This window comes from Sphingomonas sp., assembly GCF_035758555.1.
In the GTDB taxonomy this organism is placed as follows: domain Bacteria; phylum Pseudomonadota; class Alphaproteobacteria; order Sphingomonadales; family Sphingomonadaceae; genus Sphingomonas_B.
In genome coordinates, this window is sequence record NZ_DASTXI010000108.1 from 1 (window position 1) to 22,865 (window position 22,865).

The 22,865-nt window shown below is 67.2% G+C and carries 24 protein-coding genes; 18 read left to right on the plus strand and 6 right to left on the minus strand.

The genetic code is table 11. The annotated features are described in order from the left end of the window. From VFT73_RS06530 to VFT73_RS06570, 9 genes are all read left to right on the plus strand, one after another. On the plus strand, positions 1–1,035 hold a 1,035-nt coding region (locus tag VFT73_RS06530), incomplete at its 5' end, for a TldD/PmbA family protein (protein ID WP_326409365.1). 1 nt (position 1,036) lies between these two features. Continuing rightward, positions 1,037–1,807 (plus strand): 3'(2'),5'-bisphosphate nucleotidase CysQ, encoded by a 771-nt coding sequence (locus VFT73_RS06535; RefSeq protein WP_326409393.1) that lies wholly within the window; start codon positions 1,037–1,039, stop codon positions 1,805–1,807. A gap of 133 nt (positions 1,808–1,940) precedes the next feature. Then, positions 1,941–3,134: a Na+/H+ antiporter NhaA gene (nhaA, locus tag VFT73_RS06540; RefSeq protein ID WP_326409366.1), complete on the plus strand. Its 1,194-nt coding sequence runs from the start codon at positions 1,941–1,943 to the stop codon at positions 3,132–3,134. Positions 3,135–3,139: 5 nt separating this feature from the next. After that, positions 3,140–4,138 carry an LLM class flavin-dependent oxidoreductase gene (locus VFT73_RS06545; RefSeq protein ID WP_326409368.1) on the plus strand — a complete coding sequence of 333 codons (999 nt, stop codon included), beginning with the start codon at positions 3,140–3,142 and terminating at the stop codon, positions 4,136–4,138. Positions 4,139–4,161: 23 nt separating this feature from the next. Beyond that, a complete protein-coding gene (locus VFT73_RS06550; RefSeq protein ID WP_326409369.1) occupies positions 4,162–5,010 on the plus strand; it encodes a hypothetical protein in 849 nt (282 codons plus the stop codon). A 17-nt stretch (positions 5,011–5,027) separates the two neighbouring features. Then, entirely contained in the window at positions 5,028–6,785 is a 1,758-nt protein-coding gene (recQ, locus tag VFT73_RS06555; protein ID WP_326409370.1) for a DNA helicase RecQ, read from the plus strand. Between the two features lie 72 nt (positions 6,786–6,857). Continuing rightward, positions 6,858–7,283 (plus strand): TIGR01244 family sulfur transferase, encoded by a 426-nt coding sequence (locus VFT73_RS06560; protein WP_326409371.1) that lies wholly within the window; start codon positions 6,858–6,860, stop codon positions 7,281–7,283. Next, positions 7,280–7,531 (plus strand): hypothetical protein, encoded by a 252-nt coding sequence (locus VFT73_RS06565; RefSeq protein WP_326409372.1) that lies wholly within the window; start codon positions 7,280–7,282, stop codon positions 7,529–7,531. Before VFT73_RS06560 ends, VFT73_RS06565 begins: the two co-directional genes overlap by 4 nt. A 94-nt stretch (positions 7,532–7,625) precedes the next feature. Then, on the plus strand, positions 7,626–8,615 hold the full coding sequence (locus VFT73_RS06570) for a sterol desaturase family protein (RefSeq protein ID WP_326409373.1): 990 nt from the start codon (positions 7,626–7,628) through the stop codon (positions 8,613–8,615). A gap of 2 nt (positions 8,616–8,617) precedes the next feature. On the opposite strand, the gene VFT73_RS06575 is transcribed toward VFT73_RS06570, so the two are convergent. Further along, positions 8,618–9,277 carry an MBL fold metallo-hydrolase gene (locus VFT73_RS06575; RefSeq protein WP_326409374.1) on the minus strand — a complete coding sequence of 220 codons (660 nt, stop codon included), beginning with the start codon at positions 9,275–9,277 and terminating at the stop codon, positions 8,618–8,620. A 94-nt stretch (positions 9,278–9,371) separates the two neighbouring features. Here VFT73_RS06575 and VFT73_RS06580 point away from each other — a divergent pair, with 94 nt between their 5' ends. From VFT73_RS06580 to msrA, 5 genes are all read left to right on the plus strand, one after another. Beyond that, a complete protein-coding gene (locus VFT73_RS06580) occupies positions 9,372–9,761 on the plus strand; it encodes a PRC-barrel domain-containing protein (protein ID WP_326409375.1) in 390 nt (129 codons plus the stop codon). A gap of 58 nt (positions 9,762–9,819) precedes the next feature. Continuing rightward, positions 9,820–11,523: an aminodeoxychorismate synthase component I gene (gene pabB, locus VFT73_RS06585; RefSeq protein WP_326409376.1), complete on the plus strand. Its 1,704-nt coding sequence runs from the start codon at positions 9,820–9,822 to the stop codon at positions 11,521–11,523. Between the two features lie 29 nt (positions 11,524–11,552). Beyond that, entirely contained in the window at positions 11,553–12,755 is a 1,203-nt protein-coding gene (locus VFT73_RS06590) for a pyridoxal phosphate-dependent aminotransferase (RefSeq protein WP_326409377.1), read from the plus strand. 155 nt (positions 12,756–12,910) lie between these two features. After that, complete coding sequence (locus VFT73_RS06595) at positions 12,911–13,042, plus strand: hypothetical protein (RefSeq protein WP_326409378.1); 132 nt, start codon at positions 12,911–12,913, stop codon at positions 13,040–13,042. Positions 13,043–13,047: 5 nt separating this feature from the next. After that, a complete protein-coding gene (msrA, locus tag VFT73_RS06600; protein WP_326409379.1) occupies positions 13,048–13,728 on the plus strand; it encodes a peptide-methionine (S)-S-oxide reductase MsrA in 681 nt (226 codons plus the stop codon). 2 nt (positions 13,729–13,730) lie between these two features. Here the strand turns inward: msrA and VFT73_RS06605 are convergent, their stop codons facing one another. Further along, on the minus strand, positions 13,731–14,345 hold the full coding sequence (locus VFT73_RS06605; protein WP_326409381.1) for a hypothetical protein: 615 nt from the start codon (positions 14,343–14,345) through the stop codon (positions 13,731–13,733). Between the two features lie 314 nt (positions 14,346–14,659). Here VFT73_RS06605 and rfbC point away from each other — a divergent pair, with 314 nt between their 5' ends. The 4 genes from rfbC to rfbA are packed head-to-tail and all read left to right on the plus strand — an operon-like array spanning position 14,660 to position 18,005. Continuing rightward, on the plus strand, positions 14,660–15,223 hold the full coding sequence (rfbC, locus tag VFT73_RS06610; RefSeq protein WP_326409382.1) for a dTDP-4-dehydrorhamnose 3,5-epimerase: 564 nt from the start codon (positions 14,660–14,662) through the stop codon (positions 15,221–15,223). Beyond that, positions 15,223–16,284: a dTDP-glucose 4,6-dehydratase gene (rfbB, locus tag VFT73_RS06615; protein WP_326409383.1), complete on the plus strand. Its 1,062-nt coding sequence runs from the start codon at positions 15,223–15,225 to the stop codon at positions 16,282–16,284. Before rfbC ends, rfbB begins: the two co-directional genes overlap by 1 nt. Then, a complete protein-coding gene (gene rfbD, locus VFT73_RS06620; RefSeq protein ID WP_326409385.1) occupies positions 16,281–17,135 on the plus strand; it encodes a dTDP-4-dehydrorhamnose reductase in 855 nt (284 codons plus the stop codon). Before rfbB ends, rfbD begins: the two co-directional genes overlap by 4 nt. After that, positions 17,136–18,005: a glucose-1-phosphate thymidylyltransferase RfbA gene (gene rfbA, locus VFT73_RS06625; protein WP_326409386.1), complete on the plus strand. Its 870-nt coding sequence runs from the start codon at positions 17,136–17,138 to the stop codon at positions 18,003–18,005. Between the two features lie 91 nt (positions 18,006–18,096). Here rfbA and fumC read toward each other — a convergent pair whose 3' ends face one another. From fumC to VFT73_RS06645, 4 genes are all read right to left on the minus strand, one after another. After that, a complete protein-coding gene (gene fumC / locus VFT73_RS06630) occupies positions 18,097–19,497 on the minus strand; it encodes a class II fumarate hydratase (RefSeq protein WP_326409388.1) in 1,401 nt (466 codons plus the stop codon). A 99-nt stretch (positions 19,498–19,596) separates the two neighbouring features. Continuing rightward, entirely contained in the window at positions 19,597–21,630 is a 2,034-nt protein-coding gene (locus tag VFT73_RS06635; protein WP_326409389.1) for a 3-hydroxyacyl-CoA dehydrogenase NAD-binding domain-containing protein, read from the minus strand. An 88-nt stretch (positions 21,631–21,718) separates the two neighbouring features. After that, a complete protein-coding gene (locus VFT73_RS06640; RefSeq protein WP_326409390.1) occupies positions 21,719–22,510 on the minus strand; it encodes an SDR family NAD(P)-dependent oxidoreductase in 792 nt (263 codons plus the stop codon). Then, positions 22,507–22,865: SDR family oxidoreductase (locus VFT73_RS06645; protein WP_326409392.1), on the minus strand; the 359-nt coding region annotated here is incomplete at its 5' end. The genes VFT73_RS06645 and VFT73_RS06640, both read right to left, overlap by 4 nt.

Consider the following 22,865-nt stretch of genomic DNA (forward strand, 5'->3'; position numbering starts at 1 on the left):
GACCGGCTGCTGCGCGGTCCGGCACCCGATCTGGACCTCGACGATGTGTCCGAGCCCGATCCCGCCGCGCTGAAAGCGCGGGCGCTTGCCGCCGAGGAAGCGGCGCGTGCGGTTCCGGGCATCAGCAACAGCGAAGGGGCAAGCGCCAGCGCCGGTCGCAGCCGGATCGCGCTCGCGACCAGCCACGGCTTTGCCGGCGGCTACGGCGCCAGCGCTCATTCGATCAGCGCCAGCATGCTCGCCGAACGCGACGGGCAGAAACAGCGCGACGGCGCCTGGCATTGGGTGCGGCACTTGGACGCGCTCGACAGTGCGGAAGCGATCGGCAGGCTCGCCGGCGAACGCGCGGTTGCCCGGCTCGGCGCGCGCAAGGTGCCGAGCGGGCCGATGCCGGTCGTGTTCGATCCCCGCGTGGGCGGTACTCATGTCGGTCATTTGCTGGGCGCGATCGCGGGGCCCGGCATTGCGCGGCGGACAAGCTTCCTGCTCGACGCGCTGGGCCAGCCGGTATTTGGCGACGGCATCACGATCGTCGACGATCCGCATCGCCCGCGCGGCCTGCGCTCGCGCCCATTCGATGGCGAGGGGCTGCCGACCGGCGCCCGTAACCTGATCGACGCCGGCGTGCTGACCGGCTGGATGCTCGACAGTGCGTCGGCGCGTCAGCTCGGGCTTCAGCCCACCGGCCATGCCGCCCGCGGCGTCGGCGGCCCGCCCGGCGTATCGGCGAGCAACGTTCATGTCGCGCCGGGTTCCGTCTCGCGCGACGCGCTGATCGGCGGCATCAGGCGCGGCCTGTATGTGACCGAGTTGATCGGGCAAGGGGTGAACGGCGTGACCGGCGACTATAGCCGTGGCGCGGGCGGCTTCCTGATCGAGGACGGACAGCTGTCGCACCCGGTCGCCGAGGTCACCATCGCCGGCAACCTGAAGGACATGTTCCGGAACCTTTCCGCCGCCGACGACCTTGAGTTCCGCTATGCGGTCAACACGCCCACTCTGCTGGTCGAAGGAATGACGGTCGCCGGTGACTAAGATGCTCCTCCAGCAGGTCGGCGAAGTCGCGGCCGAAGTCGGCGCGATGGCGCGGTGGCGCTGGCAGGGCGAGTTCAAGCGCTGGGAGAAGACGCCCGGACACCCGGTCTGCGAAGTGGATCTTGAGGCGGACGCATTGCTGCGCGAGCGGCTGCAAGCGCTCGATCCCGATGCGGGCTGGCTGTCCGAAGAGACGGCGGACAGTGCCGAACGGCTGCTCGGCGCACGCACCTGGGTGGTCGACCCGATCGACGGCACGCGCGATTTCATCCGCGGCCGCACCGGCTGGGCAGTCTCGGTCGCTTTGGTCGAGGGCGGGCGGGTGCTGCTGGGCGTGCTGGACGCGCCGGCGCGCGGCCAGCAATGGCGTGCCGAAGCCGGCAAGGGTGCGTGGCTGAACGGCAAACGCCTGCGCATCCATGACCGCGACGAGTTGCCCGGCGCGCGGGTGCCTGCCGACACTTTGCCCAAGACCGATGCCGACCTGATCGGCGTGCCGCGGCCCAACTCGATCGCGCTGCGCATCGCGATGCTGGCGGCGGGCGAAGTCGACCTGGTCGCGACGCTCCGCTGGGGGCGAGAGTGGGATATCGCCGCCGCCGTGCTGATCGCGCAGGAAGCCGGCGCTATGGTCACCGACGCGCTCGGCCGCCCGATCCGCTTCAACTCGACCAGGGCGGAAGCGTTCGGCGTGCTGGCGAGCGTGCCCGGCATCCATCAGGTGGCCGTCCAGCGGCTCTGGGCGCGGGCGATGAAAGCATCGGCGAGGTAAGGAATATCCGTTCATTTCGAGCGAAGTCGAGAAACGACAGCTCCGGCGCGGGCGCTTCTCGACTGCGCTCGAAGCGAACGGGGTATTTTGGATAAACGTTGAACCAGCTCTGGATTGCGGCCAGTCGGGTTTAATGATCCGTCGTGGCCCTCGCTCCGCCCTGCGTGACTTTCTCGAAAGTGAGGCGTCTGGCGGCATCCTGTTGATCGCAGCGGCAGTGCTGGCGCTGATCGCGGCGAACCTGCCGGCGACGCGCGACGCCTATACGCATTTCGTGCATGCGCGGATCGGGCCGGTGCTGAGCCCGAAGCTGGGGCCGATGACGGTCCATCTCTGGGTCAACGACGCGCTGATGGCGCTTTTCTTCCTGCTCGTCGGTCTGGAGATCAAACGCGAGGTGATGGACGGGCAGCTCGCGCGCCCTGCCGACCGGCGGCTGCCGATCGTTGCGGCCGCGGCCGGCATGGCCGCGCCGGCGCTGATCTATCTCGGCATCACGCGCGGCACGCCGGGCCTGTCGCACGGCTGGGCAATCCCGGCCGCTACAGACATCGCCTTTGCGATCGGCGTGCTGGCCCTGCTCGGCAAGCGCGCGCCCAGCTCGCTGAAGCTGTTCCTGACGACCGTCGCGATCGTCGACGACATGGGCGCGGTGGCGATCATCGCCGCCGTCTACACCGAGGCGTTGAACCTCGCTGCGCTGGCCTGCGCAGCAGTCGTGCTGGCGGTCATGGTCGCGATGAACCGCATCGGCGTGAAGCGGCTCTGGCCTTACGGACTCGCCTTCCTCGCGCTCTGGTATCTGGTGCTGCTGTCCGGCGTGCACGCGACGATCGCCGGCGTGCTCGCGGCACTGACGATCCCGATCAAACCGACCCCCGGCACGCCGGATGCGAAGGACTCGCCGCTCCACCGGCTGGAGCATGGACTGCATCCTTACGTCGCTTATGCGATCGTGCCGCTGTTCGGCTTTATGAATGCCGGCGTGGCCTTCGGCCATTCGCCGCTGGCCGCACCCCTGCCGCTCGCCATCATCGCCGGATTATTCCTCGGCAAGCAATTGGGCGTGTTCGGCGCGGTCTGGGCTTGCGTGCGGCTTGGCTGGGCGCACAAGCCGGCGGGCGCGAGCTGGGCGCAGATCTACGGCGTCGCGATGCTGTGCGGCATCGGCTTCACGATGAGCCTGTTCATCAGTGGCCTCGCGTTCGACGGCCGGCGGTCACTAGTGGACGAGGCGAAGATCGGGATTTTGTGCGGCTCGCTGCTGTCGGCACTGGCTGGGTGGCTGTTGCTGCGCTTTGCGCATCGCCGCGCCGCACCTATCTGAAAGGCGTGCGCCTTTCCGTCCTCGACCAATCCCCGATCCCCGCCGGCGGCACCGCTGCCGACGCCGTCCGCAACACGATCGATCTGGCCCGGGCCGCCGAGCGGCTCGGCTATCATCGCTATTGGCTGGCGGAGCACCACGCCTCGCCCGCGCTCGCCGGCGTTTCGCCTGAAGCGCTGATCGGGCCGGTCGCGCTCGCGACGCAGCGCATCCGGGTCGGCTCGGGCGGGATCATGCTGCCGCATTATTCCCCGTTCAAAGTTGCCGAGACATTCCGTCTACTGGGCGCGATTGCACCGGGGCGGATCGACCTGGGGCTCGGCCGTGCGCCGGGCAGCGACCAGCGCACCGCCTATGCGCTCCAGCGCGACCGTTCTAAGCGGATTCCGCCCGGCGACTTCCCGGAGCAGGTCGCTGAACTGCTCGGCTATCTGGAAACCACGCTGCCGGACGATCATCTGTTCAAGCCGCTGGAGGCAACGATGCCCTCGGGCGCGGACGGCAGCCCGGACGTGTGGATGCTCGGCAGCTCGCCCGACAGCGCCGTATGGGCCGGGCAGATGGGCCTGCCCTATTGCATCGCGGATTTCATCAACTCCGACGCACTGCCGCTGGCCGATCTCTATCGCCAGCACTTCACCCCGTCCGCGCGCTGCCCCGAGCCACAGCTGATGGTCGCGGTCTGGGCGATTGCCGCTGCCGACCGGGCAGAGGCCGAGCGCCTCGCGGCGCCGGCGCGGATGATGTTCGCGCATCTGATCCGCGGCAGCCTGATCCCGGTACCGAGCGTCGCCGAGGCCGACGCCTGGCTTGCCGCCAACCCGCTCCCGCCCGCCCGGCGGCGTACTTTGCTCGGCACGGGCACGGAGGTGGCGGAGGACGTCAAAGCGGTCGCCGCCCTGTACGGAGCCGACGAGATGATGCTGGTCAACATCCTGCCCGAACATGCGCCGCGAGTGCGGAGCTACGAGCTGGTCGCCGAAGCGCTCGGCCTTGCCGCATGAATGCGGGGCGTTAGGATCGGCGCGTGTTTCTTGCCCTCTCGTTCGCCGTCGCTGCCGCGCAGCCGATCGCCCCTTCCACCTTCATCCAGTGGACCGCCGACAAGGGCGCGCAGAGCTATCGCGCGTTCGGCGTCACGGTGTCGCTGACGCCGGTGCAGGACGGCGAGTTTACTTATCCGCGCATCACGGTCTCGGCGCCCGGCAAGAAGCCGTTGACACTGAAGGGCGAGACCAGCGTCCCCTCGCCGCACCAGATCGGCATCGGCTCGCTGGCGCGCGGGCAATATGCGTCGGTGGTGATTTCCGCCTATACCGGCGGCGCCCATTGCTGCGAGCATGTGATCGCGGTCCAGCCGACCGCGACCGGCTTCCGGACAGTCGATTTAGGCCAATGGAACGGCGGCATGCCCGGTTTCCCGAAGGACCTGTCGGGCGACGGCACGGCCGATTTCCGCTTCGTCGATAACCACTTCCTTTATGCGTTCACCAGCTATGCCGAGAGCTTCGCGCCGCCGCAGGTGATGAACATCCGCAACGGCAAGCCGGTCGACGTGTCGGCAGAGCCCGCCTTCCGTTTCCTGTTTGCCGAATATCTGCCGAAGGCAAGGCGCGGCTGCGTATCGCCGGCGCCTGACTCCTCTCCGAACGGCGCCTGCGCGGCCTATGCCGCCGCCGCGGCGCGGCTGGGGCAGTTCCGCTGGGCGTGGCCGGTCGTTCTCAGATCCTATGATCGCAAGGCGAAATGGGACTGGCCGACCGGCTGCCGTGTGGCCGCGCGGCCTGGCGAGTGCCCAAAGGCGCAGCAGATCGTCTATCCGACCTACCCGGAAGCGCTACGTGCATTCCTGAAGCGGGCCGGTTATCTGCGCTGATGGCCTCCGCCGCTTCCATGCCCGACGTTCTCGATCTTCTTCACTCCACGTTCGGCTTCAACGGCTTCCGCGGCGTTCAGCGCGCGGTGGTCGACCGCGTGATGGCGGGGCAGCGCACGCTGGCGGTGATGCCGACGGGGGCGGGCAAGTCGCTCTGCTACCAGCTGCCGGCGGTGGCGCTGGACGGCACCTGCATCGTCATCTCGCCGCTGATCGCGCTGATGCATGACCAGCTCCGCGCCGCGACTGCGGTCGGCATCCGCGCGGCGACGCTGACCTCCGCCGACGACAATCGCGCCGAGACGATCGAGCGGTTCAAGAGCGGGCATCTCGACCTGCTGTACGTCGCGCCAGAGCGTGCCTCGGCCGGCCATTTCCGCGAATTGCTGTCCCGCGCCAAAGTCGCGCTGTTCGCGATCGACGAAGCGCATTGCGTTTCCGAATGGGGGCATGATTTCCGCCCCGATTACCGGCTGCTGCGGCCGCTGCTCGACGCGTTCCCGGACGTGCCGCGGCTGGCGCTGACTGCTACGGCGGATGCGCACACGCGCGACGACATTCTGGTGCAGCTCGGCATTCCGACGGACGGGCTGATCGTCGCCGGCTTCGACCGGCCGAACATCCGCTATGCCATCAGCCCGCGCCAGAACACGACCCAGCAGATCGCCGACCTGCTGCGCGAGCAGCCGGGGCCGGGCATCGTCTATGTCCAGTCGCGGGCCGGGACCGAGAAGCTCGCCGCGCAGATCGCCGCGACCGGGCGCCCCGTGCGCGCCTATCATGCGGGGCTGGAGCCGGCGGTCCGGGCCGCCAACCAGGCCGCGTTCGTTGCGTCCGAGGAAATGGTGATGGTCGCGACCGTCGCGTTCGGCATGGGCATCGACAAGCCGGACGTGCGCTTCGTCGCCCATGCCGGGCTCCCCAAGTCGATCGAGGCCTATTATCAGGAAACCGGCCGCGCCGGGCGCGACGGCGAGCCGGCGGTCGCGCATATGTTCTGGGGCGCCGACGATTTCGCGAAGGCGCGGCAGCGGCTCGGCGAAGTCGACGAGGTCCGTCTGCCCGGCGAACGCGCACGTTTGACGGCGCTGGGCGGTCTGGTCGAGACGCCGAGCTGCCGCCGTGCGCTGCTGCTCCGCTATTTCGGCGAGCACCCGCCCGAAAGCTGCGGCAATTGCGACAATTGCCTCAATCCGCCGCAAGGCGTGGATGCGACCGAGCTGGCGCGCAAATATCTGTCCGCAGTGTTCCGCACCGGCCAGATGTTCGGGGCCGGTTATGTCGAAAGCGTGCTGACCGGCCAGTCATCGGAACGCAGCCTGATGAACGGGCACGAGGCGCTGTCGGTCTGGAACATCGTCGACAAGGAGGAAGCCGCGCTGCTGAAGCCGGTCGGCCGCGCGCTGCAGCTCCGCGATGCGCTGCGCACCAATCCGCATGGCGGACTGGAGTTCGGCCCCGCCGCGCGCGCGATCCTGAAGGGCGAGGAGCCGGTCTCCCTGATCGTCCCGCCGAAACGCGAACGCAGGCGCCGCCGCGATTCCGCGCCAAATCCGGTCGGCGATCCGCTGTTCGACAGCTTGCGCGCCTGCCGCCGCGAACTGGCCGAGGAAGCGGGCGTGGCGCCCTATGTCGTGTTCCACGATTCGACACTGCGCGAGATGGCCGCGGCCCGACCGCAGTCCCGCGAGGCGCTGGCGCGAATCACCGGCGTGGGAATGCGGAAGCTCGAAACTTATGGCGATGCGTTTTTGAACGTGCTCCGCCAATTCTGACCCCCGTTCGCTTCGAGCGAAGTCGAGAAGCCGTGTCTCGACTTCGCTCGACACGAACGGATAAGGTGAGGCGTGTTCAGAAAGATCGACGACACCATCCTCGTCTCCCCGCAGATCGGCCCCGGCGATCTAGCCGAAGCCGCCGCGCTCGGCGTCCGGCAAGTGGTCAACAACCGCCCCGACGACGAGGAGCCCGGTCAGCCCGATGGCGCGACGGTCGCCCAAGCGGCCGCATCCGCGGGCCTCGCCTACGCCGCAATCCCGGTCACCCACGCCGGCTTCAGCCACGCCCAGGTCGACGCGATGGTGGCGGCGCTGGAGAACGCGGACGGTCCGGTGCTCGCCTATTGCAAGTCCGGCACGCGCTCGGCCTATCTGTGGGCGCTCGCGCGGGCGAAGATGGGCGATCCTCCGGCGGCGCTGATCGAGAAGGCGGCGGGCGCCGGCTACGACCTGCGCCCAATCCGCCCGATGCTGGACGCGCTGGCGGCGTCATGAATTGGGCGCTGCTCGCCGGATCGCTCGCCGGCGTGCTGGGGCTCGCGCTCGCCGCCAAACTGCTTGGACTCGGCGGCGCTGAGCTGGCGAGCGAGGAAGATGCAATGGCGATCGCGGAGGCCGAGCGGCCGGGGTTCGTCGCTGTATCCGCGGTGCTGACCGAGGATCGACAGAGCGCAGTGGTGACCGGCGCCGATGGAACCAGTCTCCATCTCAAGCGCCACGGCGCCAACTTCGTCGCGACATAGGCCCGCTCGTCCCGAGCGAAGTCGAGGGGCGCACGCCCGAACGCTGTGGCAACGCCCCTCGACTTCGCTCGGGACGAGCGGGTATTCTGCTGTCGTGAGCGACCTTCCCAGCCCCGTCGACTACGCCGTCCCCGGCTTCATCGCGCTCGTGCTGATCGAGATGCTGATCGTACGGGTCAAAGATCGGCGGCGCTATTGCCCGAAGGATACGCTGACATCGCTGATGCTCGGCTTCGGATCGTCGATCGTGGGGGCGCTGGAGGGCGGCGCGGTCTATGCGATGGCTCTGCGCGTGTCGGATTTCCGGCTGTTCGACGTCCCCTATGCCTGGTGGGCGTGGCCGCTCTGCTTCCTCCTCGACGACCTCGCTTACTACGTCTTCCACCGCTCGGCCCACCGCGTGCGCTGGTTCTGGGCGAGCCACGTCATCCACCACTCCAGCCAGCACTATAATCTGTCGACCGCGCTCAGGCAGACCTGGACCGGCTTCTTCAGCATGGCCTTCCTGTTCCGCCTGCCTTTGTTCCTGATCGGCTTTCCGCCGGCGATGGTGTTCTTCTGCGCCGGGCTGAACCTGATCTACCAATTCTGGATTCACACAGAAGTGATCGGCCGCTGCCCGCGCTGGTTCGAGGCGGTGATGAACACGCCGTCGCATCACCGCGTCCACCACGCGACCAACCCGCGCTATCTGGACAAGAATTATGCCGGCGTTTTCATCGTCTGGGACCGGATGTTCGGCAGCTTCACGCCGGAGCTGGACGCGGATCGCCCGCGCTACGGGCTGGTCAAGAATCTCGGCCGGTTCAACATATTGTGGGCGGCGTTCCATGAATGGATCGGCATAGCCAAGGACCTGTGGTCGGCGCCGTGGCGCGCCAAGCTCGGCTACGCCTTCGGCCCGCCGGGCTGGAGCCATGACGGCAGCCGCGAAACCAGCGAAACGATCCGGGAGAAGTGGGCGGGGCGAGCGAGATTGAACGCACCAAACTCGCTCGTCCCGAGCGCAGTCGAGGGGCGCTGCTCCGAGTCTGTTCCCGCGCCCCTCGACTTCGCTCGGGACGAGCGGACCCTTTCGGCCTGACTCTAAGCCGCCAGCACCCGGTCCCCCACGAACGGGTTCGTCTTCCGCTCGTGCCCGAAGGTCGACATCGGTCCGTGCCCCGGCACGAAGGCAGTGTCGTCGCCCATCGGCCATAGCCGCGTCGTGATCGCGTCGATCAGGTCGGCGTGATTGCCCATCGGGAAGTCGGTGCGCCCGATCGAACCTTGGAACAGCACGTCGCCGACGATCGCCAGCTTCGACTCCGGATGGTGGAAGACCACGTGACCGGGTGTGTGGCCTGGGCAATGGCGGACATCAAAAGTCAGGTTGCCAACCGTCACCTGGTCGCCGTCGATCAGCCAGCGGTCGCTTTCGAAGACTTTCCCCTGAATGCCGTAATTGCGTCCGTCATCCTCCAGCCGCGCGATCCAGAAGCGGTCGGCTTCGTGCGGGCCTTCGATCGGCACGCCCAGCTCCTCGGCCAGCATCCCGGCCTGGCCGCAATGGTCGATATGACCGTGCGTCAGCAGGATCTTCTCGATCTCGACGCCGGCCTGCCGAGCGGCGGCTTTCAGCCGCGGCAGGTCGCCGCCGGGATCGACGAACGCACCCTTGTTGGTCTCGGTGCACCACAGAAGCGTGCAGTTCTGCTGCAGCGGCGTCACGGGAACGATCGCCGCCTTGAGCGGTGGATTGGCCATGGAGCGGACATGGCGTGCGCCGAACCGTTCGACAAGCCGGAGAACCGGATGCGCCGCGGCTCGTTCTCTCTCCTGTAAAACCAAGGAGAGACCTATGAGCGACTATCAGGACACCATGGACAACGCGATCGCAACCGATGAGACCGATCGCCTGATCGCATCGAACAAGGTCGAGGGCACCGCCGTCTACGGATCGGAGGGCGACAAGCTGGGCCACGTCTACAACTTCATGGTCGACAAGCGGTCGGGCCAGGTCGAGTACGCCGTGCTCGGCTTCGGCGGGCTGTTCGGGATGGGCGAGAGCTATCACCCGCTGCCGTGGAACTCGCTGACTTACGACACCGGCAAGGGCGGCTATGTCGTCAACGTGTCGAAGGACCGGCTGCAGGGCGGCCCCAGCTACCGCGCCGGCGAGGAGCCGTCGTATGACCGCGATTACGGCCGGCAGATCAACGATTATTACGGCGTGACCGGGACCTATTGAGTTCCCGCCCCTCGCGCGAGGGGTTGATAAGGGCCCGCGCCTCGGCTTCTGGCCGGGCGTGGGCCCTTTCGTTCTTATCGACGGCGCGCGATCGGGCGCGCCCGCGCGGCTGTTCCGCAATCCGGAGGCGATCGTCCGCGCCGACCGGCCGGAGGACGTCGCGCCCGCGCTCGAACGGCTGCGAGGCGAGCGCCGGCACGCCGCCGGGTTCCTGGCCTATGAGGCGGGATACGCGCTGGAGCCGCGGCTGACGCCTCTGTTCCGGCAGCCGGACCCGCCGTTGCTCTGGTTCGGGCTGTTCGACCGGTTCGAAGAGGTCGACGCCGAAACCTGGCTTCCCGATCCGGCCGGCGGCTGGGCGGGCGAGCCGCGGCCGCTGGTCGCACGCGACGATTATCTCCGCCGGCTGGCGCGCGTGCAGGACGCGATCGTCGCCGGCGACATCTATCAGGCGAACCTGACCTTCCCGACCGAGGTTTCCGTTGCGGGCGATCCGCGCGCCATTTTTGCCGGGCTGCGGCGACGCGCCTGCGCCCGCCATGGCGCGCTGGTCCGGACCGGCGAGGACTGGTTCCTGTCGCTGTCGCCGGAGCTGTTCTTCACGATGAAGGACGGTGTCGTGACGACCAGACCGATGAAAGGCACGGCCGCGCCGGATGCGGACCCGGAGCGCCTCCGCTCCGATCCCAAGCAGCGCGCCGAGAATCTGATGATCGTCGACCTGCTGCGGAACGACTTGTCGCGGGTCGCAATGCCCGGCAGCGTCGAAGTGCCGGAGCTGTTCACGGTCGAGCGCTATCCGACGGTCCAGCAGATGGTCTCGACCGTCACTGCCCGGCTCGCCCCCGGACGCGACGCGGTCGACGTGCTGAAGGCGCTGTTCCCGTGCGGATCGATCACCGGCGCGCCGAAGCTTCGCGCGATGGAGATCATCGCCGAGACCGAAACGGCGCCGCGCGGCCTCTACACCGGCGCGATCGGCCAGATTAACCCCGATGGAGAGGCCTGCTTTAACGTTGCGATCCGTACCCTGCACTTGAAGCCGGGGTGCACCCGCGCCACTCTGGGACTGGGATCAGGGATCGTTGCAGATTCGGACCCCGATGCCGAATGGCGCGAATGTCTGGCGAAGGGAGCCTTTGTGGGTTCGGAAAGGCCGTTCGACCTGATCGAAACGATGGCATTCGATCCCCATCAGGGCCTGCTGTATCTGGATGCCCATATGGCGCGAATGAAGGCGAGCGCCCACGCGCTCGGCTTCAGCTTCGACCGCCATGCCGCGCGCAACGAACTGCAGGCCGCGACCTTCAGGCTTCGCGAGCCCGGCCGAATCCGGCTGCTCGCATCGCGGAACGGCAATTACGCGATCGAAGTGCGGCGACTGGGCGAGACTGCGGAGCCGGTCGAGGTCGCGATCGCGCCGCGCCCGGTTGAATCCGACGACTTCCGCCTGATGCACAAGACGACCGATCGCGCCTTCTACGACGATGCGCGGGGCAAGGCCGGCTGCTTCGAGGTGATCTTCACCGACCCGGCGGGGTTCCTGACCGAAGGCAGCTTCACCAGCATATTCGTCGAGCGCGACGGCACGCTGCTGACGCCGCCGCTGTCGCGCGGGCTGTTGCCCGGCATCCTGCGCGCCGAATTGCTGGAACAAGGCCGCGCGATCGAAGCCGATCTGCGTCCCGAAGACCTGGCGCACGGATTCTGCATTGGCAATGCGGTCCGTGGCCTGTTGCGAGCGCGCCTGCGTCGGCTATAGCCGCCCCTGCTCTTGCCAAGGGGAACCCGATGCCTCGCCTGTCCGCCGCGCTTGACCGCATTCATCCCTCGCAGACGCTGGCGATGACAGCGCGCGTGGGTGAGCTGAAGCGGCAGGGCGTCGACGTGATCGGCCTGTCGGCCGGCGAGCCGGACTTCGACACGCCCGATTTCGTCAAGGACGCGGCGATCGAGGCGATCCGCGCGGGCAAAACCAAATATACCGATGTCGGCGGCACGCCCGAGCTGAAGGAAGCGATCCGGCAGAAATTCGCGCGCGAGAACGGGCTCGATTACCAGGCCAGCGAGATCATCGTCGGCGTCGGCGGCAAGCATGTGATCTTCAACGCGATCGTCGCCACCTGCGAGGCGGGCGACGAAGTCGTGATCCCGGCGCCTTATTGGGTCAGCTATCCGGACATCGTCGCCTATTCCGGCGCGACGCCGGTGATCGTGCCGGCGGGCGCCGACCAGGCGTACAAGATCACGCCCGAGCAGCTGGATGCGGCAATCACGTCGCGCACGCGCTGGGTATTGCTGAACTCACCGTCGAACCCCAGCGGCGCCGCCTATTCGGCCGAGGAGCTGAAGGGGCTGGGCGAAGTGCTGCGCCGCCACGAGCATGTGATGCTGCTCAGCGACGACATGTACGAGCACATCTTCTACGCCGACTTCCCGTTCGCGACGATGGCGCAGGTGTGCCCGGACCTGAAGGACCGCATCCTGACCGAGAATGGCTGCTCCAAGGCCTATGCGATGACCGGCTGGCGGATCGGCTATGCCGGCGGGCCGGCCTGGCTGATCAAGGCGATGGCGAAACTGCAGTCGCAATCGACGTCGAATCCCTGTTCGGTGGCCCAGGCAGCGGCGGCGGCGGCGCTCAACGGTCCACAGGATTTCCTGGCCGAGCGTCAGGAGGCGTTCCGGAAGCGCCGCAATCTGGTCGTGTCGATGCTGAACGAGGCGCCGGGTCTCGTCTGCCCCACGCCCGAGGGCGCGTTCTACGTCTATCCGGACGCAAGCGGCTGCATCGGCAAGACCAGCGCCCAAGGCCGGCGCATCGAGTCGGACGACGACCTGATCGGCTATTTTCTCGACCAGGCGCGAGTCGCCGCGGTCGCCGGCGCGGCGTTCGGCCTATCGCCGGCCTTCCGGATCAGCTACGCGACCTCGGACGTCCTGCTCCGCGAGGCATGTGCGCGCATCCAGGAGGCGTGTGCGGCGCTTCGATAAGGGCGCTTGATCGCTCCAACCGATATTTTGATCGTCCAAATCTCGCCTGTGACCCTGTTCACAGACAATGCAGCATCCATCTGGCTAACGCTTACGTAATTGAAGCGAGCGTGCCGTCACAGAAACGGCAAGATGGGACGAAAACGATGCGTGCGATGATCCGATCCGACCTGTTCCGCAATTTCGTCGGCGGCTTTCTGCTGGGCGCAGTCGCGCTGGTGGCGCTCAGCCCGTCCGACCGTACGGACACGCTGAAGGCGAAGATCGAAGCGATCTATCAGGCGTGACGGCGATGCGGGCGCGCTCCTCGGTCCTGACGATCGCGGCGCTGACCGTGATTGCCTGGGCGATCGGCGGCGCCTCGATCGCGCGAAGCGCCCGTGCGGTGGCCGTGCCGGCGCCGAAGGTGACGACTGCTCCGTCCAAGGGCTTGCGGACCGCGGTGCTGGCGGGCGGCTGCTTCTGGGGCATGGAAGGCGTGTTCGAGCATCTGAAGGGCGTGAAGAACGTCACTTCGGGTTTTGCCGGCGGCGACGCGAAGACCGCCAACTACGACGCCGTTTCAACCGAGCGCACCGGCCATGCCGAGGCGGTGCGGATTCAGTTCGATCCGTCCCAGATCAGCTACGGCACGTTGCTGCGCGTCTATTTCTCGGTCGCGCACGACCCGACGCAATTGAATCGCCAGGGTCCCGATTCCGGCCCCAGCTACCGATCGGCGATCTTCCCGATCGGCGCGGAGCAGGAGCGGGTGGCCCGTGCCTACCTGGCCCAGCTTTCCGCGACAAAGGCCTGGCCGCGGCCGATCGTCACCCGGATCGAGCATGGCGGCTTCTATCCGGCCGAGGCCTATCACCAGAATTTCATGCGCCGGAACCCGAACCACCCCTATATCCGGATCAACGACGCACCGAAGCTGACCGCGCTGAAAGCGGCGTTCCCTTCGCTGTGGCGCGACGCCTGGTCGGGCTAGCGTCACTCGTAGGCATAGACCAGGCGCAGCGTTTCCATTCGCTCGGCGGTCCTGACGCCGACCCGGCCGCCGCCCGTCCACTGCACGGAGGCGAGGATCAGCGGGCGGTCGCGAAGCCGCACGATAACCTGCTGCCGCTCGATCAGCGGAACGCCGGTATCGATGCACAGCCCCGATTGCGAGATATCCCGGATCGTGACCCGGACCATGCGCGGCGCGATCGCGACGCGGCCGTTCAGCTCGACATCGTGACGCTGCGCCCGCGGCCGGTGCGTGGGCAGGAAGCCGGTGTCGACTTCGTTCGCATAGCCGAGGATGCCGAGCGCATCGTCCATGTCGAGGCCGAAGCGGCGGCCCTTGACCCAGCGCACGGTGCCGATGTGGAAGCTGTTGCCGGCTACGCTGAACAGCAGCGGCTCGTCCACTTCCAGCGGCGCGTCGGTTTCGCCCGAAAGGCCGGTCCGGGAGATGTTGGTGACGACCAGTGCGGCATATCCCTCGACAGGAAAGGCGTCCCCCTTCAGCAGGACCTTGTTGCGCGGCTCGACGCGCCGGTCCTCCCAATCCTCGGCCTCTTCGGCCACTCCGAACAGCGATTTCAGTTTGACGGCAAGCATGATGGCGTCCCTTCCTTGCGACCGGCCGATGCATCGGCCTTGCTCATGAATGGTCCCGAACATCGCCGGGCCGGCCGCAGGTCTTCGCGGGCAAGGTTTAAGGTCTGGGGGAAAGGCTCATCCGTAGAATTACGGTGGAGTTCCGGCTGCACCCGTGGATCGACCTTGCGATACTGGCCCCGTCCTGCAGGGCCGCTTACGTCAAACGCGGTTTGCTCCCGCACGTCTTTTCGACTGAGGCCGAGTTTGAAGCGGGGCGTTCATCCCGGGCAGCCAGCTTGACTTGATGCTGTCGTGGCTTAGGCGGCGCACTGATGCCGATCATTCGTATCATTCCCAGGCGCTTCGAGGACCCGCGCGGCTGGTTCAGCGAGACGTGGCAGCGCGACCGTTTCCGCGCGGCCGGCGTCGATGCGGATTTCGTGCAGGACAACCAGTCGCTGTCGCGCCCTGCGGGCACGCTGCGGGGCATCCATTTCCAGACGCCGCCGCACGCCCAGGCGAAGCTGGTTCGCTGCCTGAAAGGCCGGATCTGGGATGTGGCGGTCGACCTGCGCGCCGGCTCCCCGACCTACGGCAAGTGGGTCGCGGCCGAGCTGACTGCGGCCAGGGGCGAGCAGCTCTATATTCCGGCCGGATTCGGGCACGGATTCCTGACGCTCGAGCCCGGCACCGAGGTCGCCTACAAGGTCGATGCCTTCTACGCACCCGACTGCGACGGCGGCATCGCGTGGAACGATCCGGACCTTGCCATTGCCTGGCCGCTCCCGGGCGCCGCGCCCGAACTGTCCGGCAAGGACGCGGCGCTTCCGGCTCTCAAGGATTTCGTCAGCCCTTTCGGCTATGACGGCCGCCCGCTCGAACTAGTGGACGCCTGATGTCTCGTATTCTCGTCACCGGCGGCGCCGGCTTTATCGGCTCGGCGCTGGTCCGCCACCTGGTCGCGAACAGCGATCACGAGGTGCTGAACGTCGACGCCCTCACCTATGCGGGCAATCTCTCGTCGCTGGCTCCTGTCGCGAACAGCAATCGCTATCGGTTTGCCAAGGCCGATATTTGCGATCGCGAGAGGATCGCCGCGCTGATCGCCGAGTTCCGGCCGGAAGTGATCACGCATCTCGCCGCCGAAAGCCATGTCGATCGCTCGATCGACGGGCCGGCGGCGTTCATCGAGACCAACCTGGTCGGCACCTTCACGATGCTTTCCGCCGCGCTCGATTATTGGCGCGGCCTGGCGGATGCGGAGCAGGAGCGCTTCCGCTTCCATCATATCTCGACCGACGAAGTGTTCGGCGCGCTGGGCGACGACGGCCATTTCACCGAAGCGACGCCCTACGATCCGCGCTCGCCCTATTCCGCGTCCAAAGCCGGATCGGACCACCTCGTCAGCGCCTGGCACCACACTTACGGACTGCCGGTGCTGATCACCAACTGCTCGAACAATTACGGGCCGTACCATTTCCCCGAAAAGCTGATCCCGCTGATGATCATCAAATGCCTGTCGGGCGAGGCGCTGCCGGTCTACGGCAAGGGCGCGAACGTCCGCGACTGGCTGTTTGTCGACGATCATGTGCGCGCGCTGACGACGGTGTTCGAGAAGGGCACGCCCGGCGAAAGCTATATGGTCGGCGGCCGGTCGGAACGGACCAACCTGGCGGTGGTCGAGACGATCTGCGACACGCTGGACCGCATCCGCCCGCGCGCTGACGGGAAGAGCTATCGCGACCAGGTCAGCTTCGTCGCCGACCGGCCGGGCCATGATTTCCGCTACGCGATCGACGCGTCGAAGCTTGAGCGGGAGCTGGGCTGGAAGCCGCAGGAGAGCTTCGAGACCGGCATCGACACGACGATCCGCTGGTATCTGGACAACGAGGCCTGGTGGCGGCCGATCCTCGCCCGCACCTATTCGGGCGAACGGCTGGGGCTGAAGACCGCTTGAGGCCGATCCTCGTCACCGGCGGCACCGGCCAGGTCGGCACCGCGCTGCGGCAGCTCGGGCCGAGGTTCGGGATCGAGATCGTCGCACCGGGTCGCGAGATGCTCGATCTGGCGAGCCCCGCCTCGATCGAAGCCGCGGTCGCGCGGCGCGACTGGCACGCGGTCGTCAACTGCGCCGCCTATACCGCGGTGGACAAGGCGGAGAGCGAGCCGGATGCTGCTCATGCGGTGAACGCTGTTGCGCCCGAGCTGCTGGCGACCGCGACGGCGGGGCGCGGCATCCGGCTGCTGCACGTATCGACCGACTATGTGTTCGACGGCTCGAAATCCCGCTTCTACACGGAGGACGATCCGGTCGCGCCGCTGGGCGTTTACGGCGCATCGAAGGAAGCGGGCGAGCGCGGCGTGCGGGCCGGCAACCCCGATCATGTCATCCTGCGGACCGCATGGGTTGTGAGCCCGTGGGGGCATAATTTCGTGAAGACGATGCTGCGCCTCGGCGCGGAACGGGCCAGCTTGCGCGTCGTCGACGACCAGCGCGGCTGCCCGACCTCCGCGACCGACATCGCCGAGGCGCTGCTGACGATCGCAACAGAGGAAGGGCCGGCCGGCACCTGGCACTTCGTCAACGCCGGCGAGGCGAGCTGGTGCGAGCTGGCCCGCTTCGTGTTCGATCGTGCCGGCATGGACGTCGCGGTCGAGCCGATCACGACCGACCAATATCCGACGCCGGCCAGACGCCCGGCCAATTCGCGGCTTGCGACCGACAAGCTGCAACGCACATTCGGCATCCGGCCGCGGCCGTGGCAGGATGCGGTCGGCGAGGTTGTCGACACACTTATGGGGGCTTGAGTGAAGGGCATCATCCTGGCCGGCGGCTCCGGCACGCGGCTGCATCCGGCGACGCTGGCGATCAACAAGCAGCTGCTGCCGGTCTACGATAAGCCGATGATCTATTACCCGACCTCAGCGCTGATGATGGCGGGGATCCGGGAGATACTGATCATCTCCAGTCCCGAATATCTCGATAACTACCGGCGCCTGTTCGGCAGCGGGGAGCAATTCGGGCTGGCGATCGACTATGCCGTCCAACCCCGACCCGAAGGCCTTGCCCAAGCCTTCGTGATCGGCCGCGACTTCCTTGCCGGCGGCCCCGGCGCGCTGGTGCTGGGCGACAACATCTTCTTCGGCGCCGGGCTCGGCGGGCTGATGCAGAGCGCGCGTGCTCGTACAAAGGGCGCGACCGTGTTCGCCTATCATGTCGAGGACCCGACCGCTTACGGCGTGGTCGAGCTGGACGGCGAAGGCCGCGCGATCAGCATTGAGGAGAAGCCGAAGGCGCCGAAATCGAGCTGGGCCGTCACCGGTCTTTATTTCTACGACGAGCGCGTCACCGACTTCGCCGCCCAGGTGAAGCCCTCCGCGCGCGGCGAGCTCGAAATCACCGACCTCAACCGCATGTACATGGACGCGGGCGAGCTCTACGTCGAACAGATGGGCCGCGGCTTCGCCTGGCTGGATACGGGCACGCACGACAGCCTCTTGGAGGCGTCGGAGTTCGTCCGCACGCTTCAGAAGCGCCAGGGCGTCCAGATCGCGAGCCTTGAGGAAATCGCGTTCCACAATGGCTGGATCAGCGTGGACGCCTTGCGCGAACGCGGGCGGCTGTTCGAGAAAACCGCCTATGGCCGCGCCCTGCTGGAGCTGGCGGACGGGCGGTAAGGATCGCTCGTCCTGAGCGGAGCGCGCAGCGCACAGTCGAAGGGCGCAAGCTCCGAGAAGCGCCCCTCGACTTCGCTCGGGATGAGCGGGATTAGCTGCGGGCTTCTCCCACCATTGTTTCCGGCCGCACCACGCGGTCGAACGTCTCCGCATCGATCAGCCCGAGCTCCAGCCCCGCTTCCTTCAGCGTCAGGCCCTTCGCATGCGCGTGCTTGGCGATCTTCGCGGCATTGTCGTAGCCGATCTCGGGCGCCAGCGCCGTCACCAACATCAGCGACCGGTCCACCAGCTCGGCGATGCGCTCGCGGTTGGGCTCGGTGCCTTCGACCATCCGCTCGGCAAAGCTTTCCATGCCGACGCTGAGCAGATGGATCGAGCGCAGCACGGCGGCGGCGATCATCGGTTTGAAGACGTTCAGCTCCAGATGCCCCTGCATCCCGCCGACGCTGATGGCGGTGTGATTGCCGATCACCTGCGCGGCGACCATCGTCAGCATCTCGGCCGGGGTGGGGTTTACCTTGCCCGGCATGATCGAGCTGCCGGGCTCGTTCGCCGGCAGCTCGAGCTCGCCGAGGCCGGAGCGCGGGCCGGAGCCCAACAGCCGCAGATCGTTCGCGATCTTGGTGAGCGCGACGGCCAGCGTGTTCAGCCGGCCCGAGAAATCGACCAGCGTATCGTTGCTCGCCAGCGCTTCGAATTTGTTCGGCGCCGTCTCGAACGGGAAGCCGGTGATCGCCGCGATCTCGGCCGCAATCTCCGTGTCGAAGCCAGGCGGCGCGTTGAGGCCGGTCCCGACCGCGGTGCCGCCCTGCGCAAGCTTGCTGAGGCCATGCTCGATCAGCGGGACGAGCCGTGTCCGCGCGAGCCGCACTTGCGCGTAATAGCCGGAGAATTCCTGCCCCAGCGTCATCGGAGTCGCATCCTGAAGATGCGTGCGGCCGATCTTGACGATGTCGTGCCAGGCCTTCGCCTTGGCGAGCAGCGCCGCTTCCAGCCGCTCCAGCGCGGGGATCAGCTGCCGCTGCGCCGCCAGCGCCGCCGCCACATGCATCGCGGTCGGGAAGCTGTCGTTCGACGATTGCGACTTGTTGACGTGGTCGTTCGGGTGCACCGGCGCCTTGCCGCCGCGCGTGCCCGCCAGCCGATCGTTGGCGATGCCGGCGATCACTTCGTTCACGTTCATGTTCGATTGGGTGCCGGAGCCGGTCTGCCAGATAACCAGCGGGAACTGATCGTCGAACTTGCCCGCCACGACGTCCGCCGCCGCCGCCTCGATCGCATCGGCGATCTCGGCCGGCAGCCCGTGCCGCCGGTTCACCCGCGCCGCCGCCTGCTTCACGATCGCGAGCGCATGGACGATCCCGATCGGCATCCGCTCGGTCGGCCCGAACGGGAAATTCTCGATCGACCGCTGCGTCTGCGCGCCCCAATAGGCGGAGGCCGGGACGTCGATCGGGCCGATGCTGTCGGTTTCGGTGCGGGTGTCGGTCATGTTTACAGAACCTCGTCATGCCGGACTCGATCCGGCATCCCGCTTCTTACTTCTTTCGCAGCAAAGCGGGACCCCGGCTCAAGGCCGGGGTGACGGAAACTACACAGGCCGCGTGAACCGCTCCTTCTTCTCCGCCTTGCCCTTCAGCAGCTTCGCGACCTTGAAGCCGTGCTTCTCGAGGCCCGCGACAATCTTGTCGTTGCCCTCGGTGTCCGCCCAGAACATCGGGCCGCCCCGATAGACGGGCCAGCCATAGCCGTAGATCCACACCACATCGATATCCGACGCGCGCTGGGCCACGCCTTCCTCCAGGATCAGCGCGCCTTCGTTGACCATCGGATAGAGCGTGCGCTCGACGATCTCCTCATCGCTGATCTCGCGCTTGGCAGTGCCGGACTTGGCGGCGAACTCGTCGAGGATCGCCTGCACTTCGGCGCTGGGCGACGGCCGGCGCTTCTCGTCATAGTCGTAGAAGCCCTTGCCGGTCTTCTGGCCCCAGCGGCCCCTGGCGCAGAGCGCGTCGCGGACATTCTCGATTCTGGCGGGGTCGCGATGCCAGCCGATATCGACGCCGGCGAGGTCCGACATCTGGAACGGCCCCATCGGCATGCCGAAATCGACATGGACCTTATCGATCTGCGCGGGCGTCGCGCCTTCCATCAGCAGCTTCATCGCCTCGACCTGGCGCGGCTTCAGCATCCGGTTGCCGATGAAGCCGTCGCAGACCCCGGCGATGACGGCGACCTTGCCGATTTTCTTCGCGAGCGCCATCACCGTCGCCAGCACGTCGGGCGCGGTCTTGTCGCCCCGCACCACCTCCAGCAGCTTCATCACATTGGCCGGCGAGAAGAAGTGCATGCCGAGCACGTCCTGCGGGCGGCTCGTCGACGCGGCGATCTCGTTGATGTCGAGATAGGAGGTGTTGGAGGCGAGGATCGCGCCGGGCTTCGCGACCTTGTCGAGCCGGGCGAACATCTCCTTCTTCACGTCCATATTCTCGAAGATCGCCTCGATGATCAGGTCGCAATCGGCGAGCTGCTCAAGGTCGAGCGTGGGCGTGAGCGCGCCCATGAACGCTTCGACCTGCTCGGGCTTGAACCGGCCCTTGGCGGCGGAGGCGTCGTAATTCTTGCGGATCGTGGCCGTGCCGCGATCGAGATTTTCCTGCGCCGCCTCGACGATGGTCACGGGAATTCCGGCCTGAAGGAAGTTCATCGATATGCCGCCGCCCATCGTGCCGGCGCCGATCACGCCGACCTTCTTCACGGCGCGGAGCTGAATATCCTCGGGGATTCCGTCGATCTTCGCCGCCTGGCGCTCGGCGAAGAAGATGTGGCGCTGCGCGGCCGACTGGGTGCCGAACATCAGCTTCATGAATTCCTGCCGCTCGAAGGCGATGCCCTGGTCGAACGGCAGCTCGACCGCCGCCTGGACGCAGCGCAGGTTCGCGGCCGGGGCGTCGAAGCCGCGGAACTTCTTAGCATTGTCGGTCGCGAATTGCTGGATGAAGGCGGGGTCGCCATGCACCGGCATTTCGCGCGAGCGGCGCGGCTCGGTGCCGATCATGCTCTTCGCGAAGGCAAGCGCGTCGTCGAGCAGCGAGTCCTCGCCGGCGATCTTGTCGACGAGCCCGACTTCGGCGGCCTTCTTCGCGCCGACGGGCGTGCCGGTCGCACACATCTCCGCCGCCGCTTCGATGCCGGCGACGCGCGGCAGGCGCTGAGTGCCGCCGGCGCCGGGGAGCAGGCCGAGCTTCACTTCCGGCACACCCAGCTTCGCCGAGGGCACGGCAACGCGGTAGTGGCAGCCGAGCGCGACTTCGAGACCGCCGCCAAGCGCGGTGCCGTGGATCGCGGCGACCACCGGTTTGGTCGAAGCTTCGATCTTGTCGACCACCGCCGGCAGCATCGGCTCGACCGGCGGCTTGCCGAACTCCGTGATGTCGGCGCCGGCGAAAAAGGTCCGTCCTTCGCAGCGGATCACCGCCGCCTTAAGCTCAGGGTCGCCCTCAAGCTGGTCGATCGCGGCGGCAAGCCCCTGCCGCACCGCCGCGCCGAGGGCATTCACCGGCGGGTTGTTCGAGGTGACGATCAGGATGCCGTCGCGGACTTGCGTTGTGATGGGGCTGGTCATTCTTCTCTCCTGAGCATCAAAGTCTCCGTTCGCTTCGAGCGAAGTCGAAAAGCGTGTCTCGACTTCGCTCGACACGAACGGATGAAGGTTACGCCGCCGTCTTGCCCGTCTCCTGACGGGTGACGGGATGGGAACTGGACAGGCCGCCATCGACGGCGATGGCCTGGCCGTTGACATAGCTCGCCTCGTCGGAAGCGAGGAACAGCGCCATGTTGGCGATCTCCTCGGGCTGGCCGGCGCGGCGCAAAGGGTTCAGGCGGCCGATCTTGTCGGTGACGCCTTTTTCCGCCGCATAGTCGAACGCGCGCTGGGTCATGCCGGTCTGGATCAGGCCCGGGCAGATCGCGTTGACGCGGACATTGGTCGCCGAAAGCTGCTGCGCGGCAGTCATGACCAGGTTGATCACGCCGGCCTTCGATGCCGAATAGGCCGGGCAGCCGGCGCCGGAACGGATGCCGGCGACGCTGGCGGTGCAGATGATCGAGCCTTTGCCGCGCTCGATCATCCTCGGCGCCGCGTGCTTGATCATCAGGAATGGCCCGATCAGGTTCACCTGCAGGATCGTTTGCCACTCCTCGACGCTGTGATCGAAAATGCCGGTCAGCCCGCCCGAAATGCCGGCATTGGCATAGGCGACATCGAGCCCGCCGAAGCGGTCGACCGCGGTCGCGACGAGTTGCTGCACATCGGCTTCGGAGCCCGCATCCATCTGCATCGCGATGACGCTGTCGCCGCCGATCATGTCGGCCGTCCCGTGAACCCCCTCGCTCTTGTCGCCGATCACCAGCTTCGCCCCCTCTGTGGCGAAGCGGCGGGCGGTGGCGCGGCCGATGCCGGAGCCCGCGCCGGTGATGATCGCGACCTTGCCGGCCAGCCTCATATCGTCTGCCCTCCGTCGATGACGATCGTCTGTCCGGTCACGAAGGAGCCGGCGGGCGATGCGAGGAACACGGCGGCGCCGGCGATCTCGTCCGGCTCGCCGATCCGCCTGAGCGGCGCGCCTTGGGTCGAGCGCTTCAGCGTTTCCGGATTCTCCCACAGCGCCCGGGCGAAATCGGTCTTGATCAACCCCGGGGCGATGCAGTTCACGCGGACATTGTCGGGCCCGAATTCGTGCGCGAGGTTGCGGGCGAGCTGCATGTCGGCGGCCTTGGAAATGCCATAGGCGCCCAGCACCGCCGTGCCGCGCAGGCCCCCGACCGACGAGATGATGACGATCGCCCCATCCCCGCGCT